8 protein-coding genes are annotated in these 12,064 nt (G+C 67.4%); 6 read left to right on the forward strand and 2 right to left on the reverse strand.

What is annotated here, in order from left to right:
* Window positions 1-2,254: TonB-dependent receptor (locus RTO53_RS12355; RefSeq protein ID WP_312238069.1), on the reverse strand; the 2,254-nt coding region annotated here is incomplete at its 3' end.
* A gap of 137 nt (window positions 2,255-2,391) precedes the next feature.
* Window positions 2,392-3,417 carry a glucokinase family protein gene (locus tag RTO53_RS12360; protein ID WP_312238075.1) on the reverse strand — a complete coding sequence of 342 codons (1,026 nt, stop codon included), beginning with the start codon at window positions 3,415-3,417 and terminating at the stop codon, window positions 2,392-2,394.
* 373 nt (window positions 3,418-3,790) lie between these two features.
* Between RTO53_RS12360 and RTO53_RS12365 the strand changes: the two genes are divergently transcribed.
* The 6 genes from RTO53_RS12365 to RTO53_RS12390 form a co-directional block, all read left to right on the forward strand.
* A complete protein-coding gene (locus RTO53_RS12365) occupies window positions 3,791-5,083 on the forward strand; it encodes a sugar MFS transporter (protein WP_312238070.1) in 1,293 nt (430 codons plus the stop codon).
* A gap of 42 nt (window positions 5,084-5,125) precedes the next feature.
* Window positions 5,126-6,193 carry a LacI family DNA-binding transcriptional regulator gene (locus tag RTO53_RS12370; protein ID WP_259207758.1) on the forward strand — a complete coding sequence of 356 codons (1,068 nt, stop codon included), beginning with the start codon at window positions 5,126-5,128 and terminating at the stop codon, window positions 6,191-6,193.
* 7 nt (window positions 6,194-6,200) lie between these two features.
* Window positions 6,201-7,229 carry an SIS domain-containing protein gene (locus RTO53_RS12375; protein WP_312238071.1) on the forward strand — a complete coding sequence of 343 codons (1,029 nt, stop codon included), beginning with the start codon at window positions 6,201-6,203 and terminating at the stop codon, window positions 7,227-7,229.
* Window positions 7,229-8,377: an N-acetylglucosamine-6-phosphate deacetylase gene (nagA, locus tag RTO53_RS12380; protein WP_312238072.1), complete on the forward strand. Its 1,149-nt coding sequence runs from the start codon at window positions 7,229-7,231 to the stop codon at window positions 8,375-8,377. Before RTO53_RS12375 ends, nagA begins: the two co-directional genes overlap by 1 nt.
* Window positions 8,374-9,441 (forward strand): heparan-alpha-glucosaminide N-acetyltransferase domain-containing protein, encoded by a 1,068-nt coding sequence (locus RTO53_RS12385; protein WP_312238073.1) that lies wholly within the window; start codon window positions 8,374-8,376, stop codon window positions 9,439-9,441. The genes nagA and RTO53_RS12385 overlap by 4 nt, the downstream gene beginning before the upstream one ends.
* A gap of 272 nt (window positions 9,442-9,713) precedes the next feature.
* Window positions 9,714-12,064 (forward strand): autotransporter-associated beta strand repeat-containing protein (locus RTO53_RS12390; RefSeq protein ID WP_312238074.1); only part of this gene is annotated, 2,351 nt, incomplete at its 3' end.

Below are 12,064 nucleotides of genomic sequence, written 5' to 3' on the forward strand. Positions count from 1 at the left end.
AGCCGCTTTCACCGAAGGGCTGCTGGAAGCTGATGTTGAAGCCCTTGATGTGGCCGCTGCCGGCATTGCGCGGACGCTGGATGCTGTAGTCGCAGTAGCCGTCGGCGGCGCAGCCGTTGGTGCCCACGATATTGGCCCAGGTGGCCGGCGAGGTGTCGCGGATCGAATTGTACTGGCGCTCGGTGACCGCGCTGGTATCGATGTAGTTGTCGATCTTCTTGTAGAACAGCGACCAGGCCACCACCGACTGCGGGGCGAAGTAGTACTCGGCCGACAGGTTGTAGTTCCAGGACTCGTACGGCGACAGGGCCGCGTTGCCACCGCTGCCGGTGAGCGTGGTGTCGTTGAGGAAGGTGTTGTTCACCATCTGGTTGTACGGCGCCCAGGCGATGACCTTGCTCGCGCCGAAGCGGAACACCCAATCGCTGTCGGTGTCATAGACCAGGTTGACCGACGGCAGCACGAAGTCTTCCTTCTTGGTCTGGGTCTGCCACTTGCTGTCCAGATCGGTCAGGGTCGGGGTGCCGCCGTAGACGAAGCCGCTGCCGGCCGTCTTGGAATCGACGTAACGCACGCCGACGTTGCCGCGGACCGGGCCGTTGGAGAAGTTCAACTGCGCGTAGGCCGCGTTGTTGGTCTGTTCCAGTGCCCAGCTGTTGTTGAGGTAGCTGGCCGGATCGGGGTTGGCATAATCCAGCGGGCTGCCCTTGACCCAGTTCAGCACGTTGTCGCGGCCGACCTGGATATGGCGGCCCTGGCCATCGCCGAAGCCCTGGATGTCGGTCAGGCCGATGGTGCCCACGTCGGCCAGGGTGCCCGGACGCACGCCGCCGTACACGTTCAGGTCGAAGCTCTCTTCATGCTTGCCGTGGCGCACGCCGAACTGCAGCTGGTTGAAGATGCTGTCGAACTGCACGTTGAAGTCCAGCTGTGCGTAGGTGTCCTTGCTGTCGGTGGAGAAGATGCCGTTGTTGCCGAACCAGCCACCGGCCGAGCCCCAGTTGGCCGGGTTGCGCGCGGCCTCTGCGTTGTCGAAGGTGATGCCCTTGTCCAGGTTCCAGCTGAAGCCGCCGTTGTAGAACGGTTCGATGAAGTACTGGGCCAGGTCCTTGTTCTCGGACTTGCTCTGGCCAACCTGGCCGCTGATGCCCCAGCCATCGCCCTTCCACGCACCACGCAGGTCCAGGCCCTTGGTGGTCACTTCCGATTCGCGCACGTTGTTGTCGTAGATCACCGTGCCGCTGTTGGCCGTCGCGCTGGCGTTGGAGTGGCCGCTGTTGACCACGCCGTTGCGCACGTCGCCGAGCTGGTTGACCGCACCGACGGTGCCCGGGTTCCAGGTCAGGAACGAATACATCGACTGGTTGTAGTTGTCGAAGTTTTCCTTGATGTACAGGCCGCTCAGGTTGAACTCGAGTTCGTCGGTCGGCTTGAACTGCAGGTTGACCACGGCGCTGTCGCGCTTGCGGTCCTGCTGGAACCACGCGGCGTTGACCGAGTTGGGCACGTCCGCGTTCGGGTCCACGCCCGGCGCATTGGTGAAGGTGGAGGCCTTGGCGTAGCCGAACACTTCCATGCCCTGGCGGTCCACGCGCTCTTCGTAATGCTGCGCGGCGACGTTCACGCCGAAGGTTTCGTCGGTGTTCTTCCAGCTGTAGATCGCCGAAGCGTTCGGCTTGCCCTTGCTGGCCTGGTCGCTGTAGCTGTAACCCACCGAGGCGGCCACTTCGTTGGCGCGCATGTCCAGCGGCTGGCGGGTGTGCATCAGGATGGTGCCGCCCAGGCTGCCTTCGGTCAGGCGTGCCTCGGAGGACTTGATGACTTCCATGCGGCCCAGGATCAGCGGCGACAGCAGGGTGTAGTCGAAGCCGCGGTTGGGCTGTTCGCCGTACAACCAGATCGCCTGCGCGACCGGGTGGCCGTCCAGGAACGACAGGTTCAGGCTGGGATCGGTGCCGTCGATGCTGACCCGCTCACCCTGGCCGAAACGGCGATCCAGCGAGATGCCCGGCAGCTGCGACAGCGCTTCGGCCACGTTCGTGCTGGGGAACTTGCCGATGTCCTCGGCGGTGATCGCCTCGGAAATGGTCACGTTGTTGCGCTTGGTATCCAGCGATTTTTCCAGGCTGGCGCGGATGCCGACGACGCTGACCGTGTCCAGGTCGGTGGGGGTGGTGGAGGTTTCCTGCGCCTGCGCGCCGAACACCAGACAGCTGAAAATGGCTGCCGAAAGCAGACTCTTGCGGTGGTTCATGATGTCTCTCCTCATCAATCCGATGGTTCGCCGGCGACGGCGTGTCTTCTTGCGTCTGGTACGACTTTGCCGCGCGCCCTTTGCCGGGGCGCGCCATGGGTGCCACGTACTGCGTATTGCGTGCCCGGCGCGCCGTGTCAGGCGTGCGGGTGGTCCCTATGTCCCAGGTACCAGCTGGCGGCGCCGATGACGCCCAGCTGCCCGTGCTCGACCACCTTCACGGGAATGCGTTCCAGCGCCTCGCGCATCGGGCCCTTGTTGAGGTACCGCGGTACGAACGTGCTGTTCAACAGGAATTGACGGATCTGCGGCAGGATGCCGCCGGCCAGGTAGACCCCGCCGGTGATGCCGTACTGCAGGGCCATGTCACCGATGGTGCTGCCGAGCAGGCCGCAGAACACCTCCAGGCTCAGCCGTGCCAGCGGGTCCTGGTCGGCCATGGCCGCGGCGGTGACCGCATCGGGGCTGCCCAGCGTCGGCGGCTGGTGGTTGAGTGCACACAGGGCGCGATAGAGATTCATCAGCCCCGGGCCGGACAGCGCGTGCTCGACGGACACATGCGCGTGTTCGCGCTGCATCTGGCGCACGATCGCCATTTCCAGTTCGGTGGTGGTGGCCAGGGTCGGCTGCCCGGCTTCGGTGGCCAGCACCACCGCGCCATGCGCGGTCGGAATCCAGACCGCCGCGCCCAGGCCGGTGCCGGGGCCGACCACCAGGGTCGGGCCGCGCGGTGCGCTGGCCGGGCCGGTGAGCTGCAGCACGCCGCTGGCATCGACCTGCGAGGCGGCATAGGCCACCGCTTCGAAGTCGTTGACGATGTAGACCTGGTCCAGGCCGACGTCCTGTTCGATGCGGCGTGCCGACAGCGGCCACGGCACGTTGGCGGTGATCACCGTGCCATCGGCGCGGGCAACGCCGGCGGTGGCCACCACGCAGTGCGCCGGGCGCGGGCCGCTGCCGAGGAAGTCGCTCAGGATCGCACTCAGGCCCGGATAGTCGGCATTGCGGAACTTGCGGTACTCCAGCAGCTGCACCGGATGGTCCGGGTCGGGGCCGGCCTGGACCCGGGCCACGCGCACGTGGGTCCCGCCGACATCGGCGGCCAGGAAGGGCGGCACCGTGGCGGGCAGGTCATGGGCCTGGACGGAGTGGGCAGCTGCGATCACACGGACTCCCTTGGATGTGCGCAGGTCCAGCGATAGGCCCTGGCGATTGAGGCGGAGTCTGTAATCGTTCTGACAACGATGTCAACGATAACCTCACACTTTCGATGTTGCGCCGCAACGGGCGCCCCCTTGAGAAAACGTTTTCAGCCAACGGCCGTCATGTTTTTGCAACGGGGCGCGGAGGACCGGACGGCGGACCGCCAAGCGTGGCGGGGCATGCGATCTGCGCAGTGCAGCATGAGCGCTCCGGTGGTGTAGGCGAAAAACCACGTGTTGACAAACCCGATAGCCGCGACGAATAAATGTGACAACGTTGTTCCCAGTCACTCTTCCGACGCCGCCCCGCGCCGTCGATGCAGGAGCTCTCTTGATGTCTGCCGTGCCTGCTGCCTCCGCGCGTTCAAGCGTGCTCACCTCGATCCTGATCATCGGCGTGCTGTTCTTCCTGATCGGCTTCTTCACCTGGCTCAACGGGCCGCTGATCACCTTCGTCAAACTGGCCTTCGAGCTGGACGAGGTCGGCGCCTTCCTGGTGCTGATGGTGTTCTACCTGTCCTACTTCTTCCTGGCCCTGCCGGCCTCGTGGATCCTCAAGCGCACCGGCATGAAGAAGGGCCTGAGCCTGAGCCTGCTGGTGATGGCCGCCGGCGCGGTGGTGTTTGCGCATTTCGCCCAGCAGCGTTGGTACCCGGGCGCGCTCAGTGGCCTGTTCATCATCGGCAGCGGGCTGGCATTGCTGCAGACCGCGGTCAACCCGTACATCAGCATCCTCGGCCCCATCGAGACCGCCGCCCGGCGCATCGCGCTGATGGGCATCTGCAACAAGATCGCCGGCATGCTGGCCCCGCTGCTGATCGGCACGCTGGTGCTGCACGGCATCGGCGATCTGTCCGAGCAGGTGGCCGCGGCCGATCCGGTCGCCCGCAATGCGTTGCTGGATACCTTCGCCGCCAAGATCCAGCTGCCCTACATGGCCATGGCCGGGCTGCTGGTGCTGCTGGCGGTGGGCGTGCTGTTCTCGCCACTGCCGGAGCTGAAGACCGCCGAGGCCAATGCGACCCCGGCGCGCGCGCCCGGCGTGGCCGAGCGCAACAGCATCTTCCAGTTCCCGCACCTGTGGCTGGGCGTGCTGTGCCTGTTCGTCTACGTCGGCGTGGAGGTGATGGCCGGCGATGCGATCGGCACCTACGGGCACAGCTTCAACCTGCCGCTGGACCAGACCAAGATGTTCACCTCGATCACCCTGGGTGCGATGCTGGTGGGCTACCTGGCCGGCCTGGCGCTGATCCCGCACCTGGTCTCGCAGTCGCGCTACCTGAGCATCTCGGCCAGCCTGGGCGTGCTGTTCTGCATCGGGGCGCTGTTCACCCATGGCTATGTGTCGGTCGGCTTCGTCGCCGCGCTGGGCTTTGCCAACGCGATGATGTGGCCGGCGATCTTCCCGCTCGCGATCCGTGGCCTGGGCCGCTTCACCGAAACCGGCTCGGCGCTGCTGGTGATGGCCATCGCCGGCGGGGCGATCATTCCGCAGGCGTTCGCCGTGCTCAAGCAGCACTTCGACTTCCAGTGGGTGTTCGCCGGGCTGATGGTGCCGTGCTACCTCTACATCCTGTTCTACTCGGTGCGCGGGCATCGGGTCGGGCTGTCCCGCGACGGGCAGTGATCGGCGATCATGGACGTCCAACGGGACCCGCAGGAAAAGAGCATGCGCAGAGCGACCATCAAGGATGTTGCCGAACGGGCCAAGGTGTCGCTGAAGACGGTATCGCGCGTCATCAACAATGAACCCTCGGTCATGCAGGCTACCCGTGCGCGGGTACTGCGGGCCATCGCCGAGCTGGACTACGAGCCCGATCCCGCCGCGCGCAACCTGCGCACCGGCACCACGCTGGTGGTCGGTCTGGTCTACGACAACCCCAACCCGTACCACATCATCGGCGTGCAGAATGGCGTGCTCGCCGCGTGCCGCGAGACCGGCTTCGGGCTGCAGATCCATCCCTGCGATTCGAGCTCGCCGATGCTGGCCGAGGAACTGGCCGACTGGGTGCAGCGCTCGCGTCTGGCCGGGCTGGTGCTGACCGCGCCGATGTCCGAACGTGCCGATCTGGTCGCGGCATTGACCGCACGCGGCATCAAGCTGGTGCGTATCATCGCCGCCACCGCCGATCCCGAAGACGGTGCCTGCGTGTTCGTCGACGACCGTGAGGCCGCCTACGAAATCACCGAGCACCTGATCCAGCTCGGCCACCTGCGCATCGGTTTCCTCTGGGGCGGCAGTTCGCACCGCTCCAGCGGCGAGCGCTACGCCGGTTATGAAGCGGCACTGCGCGACTACGGCATGAGCATCGACAAGCACCTGGTGGTGCAGGGCGATTACACCTTCGACGATGGCTTCCGCGGCGCGCGCCGGCTGCTGGCCCTGCGCGAGCCGCCGACCGCCATCTTCGGGTCCAACGATGAAATCGCTGCCGGCGTGCTGGCCGCCGCCAAGTCGGCGGGCATGAACGTGCCCTACGACCTGTCCATCGCCGGTTTCGAGGACAGCCCGTTCTCGCGCCAGTCGTGGCCGCCGCTGACCACCGCCAAGCAGGCCACCGAAGACATTGCCCGGCATGCCGCGCGCCTGCTGATCGCGCAGCTGCGCAGCGATGCCTACGACGACGCACCGCTGCAGCTGCAGAACCAGGGCTTCGTGCCGCAGCTGGTGGTGCGCGGTTCCACCGCGCCGATGCGCCCGCAGGGCACGCGCCCTCCTTCCCCTGAAACTACCTGAGTCCCGCATGTCCCTGCCTGCCCCCCACGACACCCTGATGTACCGCGAAGCCGCTGAAGCGGCCGATGTGATTGCCGCGCAGTTCGCGCGCAACCAGGCCGCGGTGGAAACCCTGGCCGCCAGCCTGCGCGCGGCACCGCCGCCGTTCGTGGTGACCTGCGCGCGGGGCAGCTCGGACCATGCCGCTACCTACGCCAAGTACCTTCTGGAGACCAAACTGGGCCTGGTCACCGCATCGGCCTCGCCGTCGGTGGGCTCGGTCTACGAAGCGCCGCTGAAACTGCGCGGTGCGCTGTACATCGTGATTTCCCAGTCGGGCAAGAGCCCGGACCTGCTGCGCAACGCCGAGGCCGCACGTGCCGCCGGCGCGCGCGTGGTGGCACTGGTCAATGTCGAGGACTCGCCGCTGGCGCAGCTGGCCGACACCGTGCTCCCGCTCGGGGCCGGTGCCGAGCGCAGCGTCGCGGCGACCAAGAGCTACCTGGCCTCGCTCGCGGCGATCCTGCAGCTGGTGGCCTACTGGAGCCAGGATGCGGCGCTGATCGCGGCGCTGCGCACGCTGCCCGATGCGCTGCGCCAGGCCTGGAACAGCGACTGGTCCGCCCTCACCGACGGGCTGGTGCCGGCACACAACCTGTTCGTGCTCGGCCGCGGGCTGGGCCTGGGCGCGGCGCAGGAAGCAGCACTCAAATTCAAGGAAACCTGTGGCCTGCACGCCGAGGCCTACAGTTCGGCCGAGGTCAAACACGGCCCGATGGCGCTGGTCGGCCCGGGCTTCCCGGTGCTGGCCTTCGCACAGCCGGATGAAACCGGCGCCGGTACCCGCGCGGTGCTGAAGGAATTCGCCGCGCGCGATGCGCAGGTGTGGCTGTCCGATGCCGAGGGCGATCTGCCGCTGCCGCCGGCCCCGCACCCGGCCTGCGCGCCGCTGCTGCACGTACAGGCCTTCTATCGCGCGATCAATGCGCTGGCGCTGCGCCGCGGCCACAACCCGGACCTGCCGCCGCATCTGAACAAAGTGACGGAAACCGTCTGATGAAAACCGTCCTGCGCAATGCCCGCATCCTGGCCGGCGACGAATTCCGCGATGACCTGGCGGTGGTGGTCGAAGATGGCCGCATCACCGCGCTGCTCTCCGACGCCGCCCCGCAGCTGGGCACCGCCGATGAGCAGGTCGACCTCGGCGGCGGCTGGCTGCTGCCCGGCTTCATCGATGTCCAGGTCAACGGCGGCGGTGGCGTGCTCTTCAACAACACCCCGGACGTGGAGAGCCTGCGCACGCTGGCCGCCGCGCACCGCCGCTTCGGCACCACCGGGTTGCTGCCGACGCTGATCAGCGACGACGTACAGGTGATGCGCAGCGCCATCGACGCGACCCGTTCGGCGATCGCGCAGGGTGTGCCGGGCGTGCTCGGCATCCACCTGGAGGGGCCGTACATCGCCCCCGCGCGCAAGGGCACCCACGACGCCAACAAGTTCCGCGTGCCTGATGCGGAAGAGATCGCGCTGGCGGCCTCGCTCGACAACGGCGTCACCCTGCTTACGCTGGCGCCCGAGCGGGTGCCGCTGGAGAGCATCCGTGCGCTGGTCGAGCGCGGCGTGATCGTCGCCGCCGGGCATACCGCGGCGACCTACGAAGAAGCACGCGCCGGGCTGGATGCCGGCATCCGTGGCTTCACCCATCTGTACAACGCGATGTCGCCGCTGACCGGGCGCGAGCCGGGTGCGGTGGGCGCGGCGCTGGAAGATCGCGACAGCTGGATCGGCATCATCGCCGATGGCGTGCACGTGCATCCGGCCAGCCTGCGCGTGGCACTGGCGGCCAAGCCGCGCGGCAAGATCATGCTGGTCACCGATGCGATGCCGCCGGTAGGTGCGGACAGCCCGAGCTACGAACTGTACGGCGAAGTGATCACCGCCGTGGATGGGGTGGTGCGCAACGCAGCCGGTTCGTTGGCCGGCTCGGCATTGGACATGGCCACCGCCGTTCGCAACGCGGTGCAGCTGCTCGGCCTGCCGCTGGACGAAGCCGCGCGCATGGCATCGCGCTACCCGGCGCAGTTCCTCAACCTGGACGACCGCCTGGGCGAGATCGCCGAAGGCTATCAGGCCGATCTGGTGCTGCTCGACGATGCGCTACGCGTGCGCAGCACCTGGATCGCGGGCCAGCGCGAGGACGCATGAGCGCTGCCGCCTCGCCGCGCATGGGCTCGATCGATGCGCTGCGCGGGCTGACCGTGGCAGCCATGCTGCTGGTCAACAACCCCGGCGACTGGAGCCATGTGTACGCGCCGCTGCTGCATGCGGACTGGCATGGCTTCACCCCCACCGACCTGATCTTCCCGCTGTTCCTGTTCATTGCCGGCGTGTCGATGGCCTTCAGCCTGGTGCCACGCGTGCTCGACCCGGTGGCGCGGCCGGCGCTGCGGGCCGGGGTGCTGCAACGCGCGCTGCGCATCCTGATCGCCGGTGCGCTGCTGCATCTGCTGGCGTGGTGGCTGTTCGAACTGCCCGCGTACCGGCTGTGGGGCGTGCTGCAACGCATCGCGCTGTGCGTTGCCGTGGTGGGGGTGCTGGCGATCCACACGCGCGCGCGCACCCAATGGGCGGTGATCGTCGGGTTGTTGGCCGCTTATGCGGCGGTACTGTCGAGTGCCGACTCACTGGCGCCCTGGGTGAACCCGGCCAGCCGCCTGGACACCGCATTGTTCGCGCCGTTTCTCTACAGATACTCGGCCCTGACCGGGCTCGGCCATGATCCTGAGGGCCTGCTCAGCAGCCTCGGCGCCGTCGCCACGACCCTGCTGGGGCTGCGCGCCGGCACCTGGCTGCGGACGGGCCAGGTTGCCCGGCTGGCCGTGTTGGCAGCCGGATGCCTGCTTGCCGGCGGGCTGGCCACGCTGTGGCTGCCGCTCAACAAGCAGCTGTGGACGCCCAGTTTCGTGCTGTGGACCGGCGGACTGTCGGTGGCCGCGTTGCTGCTGGCCCACCTGCTGATCGACCGCTGGGGTGCGCCAGCGTTGGGGCGCCGCTTCGGGGTGAATGCGATTGCCGCCTATCTCGGTTCCTCGGCGATGGCCCTGGTGCTGGCCGCAAGCGGTGCCTGGGCGTGGGCCTTCCATGCACTGGCAGCGGCCATGCCCCAGGCCCTGCAGCTGGCCTCGCTGCTGTGCGCTTCCGCTTTCGTGGCGCTGTGGTGGTGCGTGGTCTGGGGGCTGGATCGACGCCGCATCTATCTGAAGATATGAGGCACGTCGTGGAAATTTTACGTTCGCATCACAAGTGAGCAGTAAAAGTACCTAAGCGCTCCTGCGTAAATGAAGCAGCGATCGAGTCGGGGGGCTTTCACGCCCACGCCGGTTCGTTCCCCTCTCTCGTCTGTTGTCCCGTCCACCGAACATGCAGTCCCCGGCAGTGTCCTGCCGACGTGAACTCCAAGGTGATGCGTGCAGTCAGGAGCGGGGGGCTTCGATGACCTGCCATGCCGCAGCCGCTCTCTTTGTCGTCCAGAGGAAGCCGCATGATCAGGTCCACGCACCACCCCCTCGCGCTGAGCATTGCCGCGCTGCTCGCCTCCTTCGGCGCCCAGGCCGACTGTGTCACCACCGGCACCACCACCACCTGCACCACGGCCGCGCCGAACCCTTACCCCACCCGCATCGGCAACGGCAATATCGCCGCCGAGGACGGACGCACGGTGGATGTGCAGGCGGGCACCCAACTGGTGGTGGGCAATGACACCGCGATCTCGCTGCGCGACGCCGCCAACATCCATGTGGGCACTGGCGCGACGGTGAGTGCCACGGCGGTGAGTGCGCCGGGGCTGTATGGGGCCGGCGGCAACACCATCGAGTTCCGCAACGGCGGCACGTTGACCGTCGACGCCGGCGGCCAGGTGCTGGCGCTGGGCAGCCAGGCCAGCGCGGAGGTGGTCAACTTCCAGGGCGCGGGCAATAGCATCGTCAACAGCGGCACGATCCGCGCCAACAACGCGGTGGCGATCTGGTCGCAGAACACGACCGGCCTGAACACCATCATCAATACCGAAACCGGCATCATCCAGGCCCCCGGCACCGTGATCGGCGGCTCCGGCAACGGTGCGCTGGACTTCACCAACCGCGGTCGGGTGATCGGCAACATCTCCCTGGCCGGCGGCAACGACATCCTGCGCCTGTACACGGGCTCGTCCATCACCGGCAATTTCAGCGGCGGCGCCGGCACCGATGCAATCTTCCTCAGCGGCACCGGCGACTCGACCCTGCCGGGCAACTTCGTCGGCTTCGAATCGCTGACCAAGAACGATCCCGGCAAGTGGACGCTCACCGGCACGATTACCGGGGTGACCGTGGCTACCGTGGCGCAGGGCACGCTGGCGCTGACCGGCAACAACGCCAATTACACCGGTCCGGTGATCGTCGATGCCGCCGGCATCCTCGAAGCGCGGGCGCAGAGCCTGCCGCCGGGGGTCACCAACAACGGCCTGGTGCGCTTCACCCAGCCCGACGACGGCACCTATGCCGGCAGCATCAACGGCACCGGCGCGCTGGACAAGACCGGTGCCGGCGCGCTGACGCTCTCCGGCCTCAACAGTGTCACCGGCGCGACCACCCTCAATGGCGGCTCGCTGGTGCTGGGCAATACGCTGGAAACGGCCAGCCTGACCATGGCCAACGGCACCACGCTGCAGATCAATGGCACGCTGCAGCAGCGTGGTGGGGCGGCCGCCAACGTGATCGGCGCCAGCGGCGCGCAGACGCTGATCGTCAACGGCCGGCTGACCGGCTCGGCGCTGTTGGGCGATGGTGACGACCTGCTGGATGTGTCCGGGGCGATCGTCGGCAATGTCGATCAGGGCGCGGGCAACGACACGGCGATCGTGCGCCCGGGTGGCAGCATCGGCGGTAGCCTGGCGCAGGGCCTGGGCAATGACCGGCTGCAGATGCTCGGCGGCAGCATCGCCGGCGCGGTCACCCAGGGCGCGGGCAGCGACCTGCTGCAGATCAGCGGCGGCACGCTGTCCTCGGTGGACCAGGGCGATGACGTCGACCAGATGGAGGTCACCGGTGGCACCATTACCGGCACCGTGCAGCAGGGCAGCGGGCAGGATGTGTTCGTGATGAGCGGCGGCACCATCGGCGCGCTGCTGCAGGGCGATGGTACCGACCGCTTCCGCATGACCGGTGGCCAGATCATCGGCGGCTTCGACGACGGCGACTACGCCGAGATGACCGGCGGCCGCATCGGCCGGGTCAACATGAAGCTGGAAGACAACACCTTCAACATGTCCGGCGGCACCATCGACGGCAACCTGGTGACCGGCTTCGGCAACGATACGATCATCCTCTCCGACGGCTACATCGGCGGCAACATCAGCGTCAGCGGCGGCGACGATGCGATCACCATCACCGGCGGCACCGTGCGCGGCGAGATCCGCGCCAGCACCGGCAACGACCGCCTGGACTGGTCCGGCGGCGGGGTGGTGTACGGCACCGTGGACATGGGCGAGGGCAACGACATCGCCACCCTGAGCAACCTCAACAACAGCCACCTGGGCGCGCTGCCGCTGTTCACCGGCGGCCTGGGCACCGACGTGCTGACCATGAACAACGTCAACACCAGCGGCGTGGCGCGCTTCACCGGCTGGGAACAGATCAGCCTGCAGCAGGACAGCCAGCTGACCTTCGATGGCGACCTGGTGCTGTCGGACTTCACCACCAGCGGCGGCACGCTCAACATCGACCCGACCAGCGCGGTGTTTGCCGGTGGCCTCAATGCCGCGGTGCGTACCTTCACCGCCGGCCAGCAGGTGACGGTGAACAATGCCGGCCGCATCGACCTGAGCAACGGCACCAACGGTGCCGGCGACGCGTT

It is taken from the genome of Stenotrophomonas sp., from assembly GCF_031995405.1.
GTDB lineage: Bacteria > Pseudomonadota > Gammaproteobacteria > Xanthomonadales > Xanthomonadaceae > Stenotrophomonas.

What these genes read in the sequence shown, in the direction of transcription:
- RTO53_RS12365 (WP_312238070.1), top strand. Translation starts at nt 3,791, where the DNA reads ATGTCTGCCGTGCCTGCTGCCTCCGCGCGTTCAAGCGTGCTCACCTCG.
- RTO53_RS12370 (WP_259207758.1), top strand. Translation starts at nt 5,126, where the DNA reads ATGCGCAGAGCGACCATCAAGGATGTTGCCGAACGGGCCAAGGTGTCG.
- RTO53_RS12375 (WP_312238071.1), top strand. Translation starts at nt 6,201, where the DNA reads ATGTCCCTGCCTGCCCCCCACGACACCCTGATGTACCGCGAAGCCGCT.
- nagA (WP_312238072.1), top strand. Translation starts at nt 7,229, where the DNA reads ATGAAAACCGTCCTGCGCAATGCCCGCATCCTGGCCGGCGACGAATTC.
- RTO53_RS12385 (WP_312238073.1), top strand. Translation starts at nt 8,374, where the DNA reads ATGAGCGCTGCCGCCTCGCCGCGCATGGGCTCGATCGATGCGCTGCGC.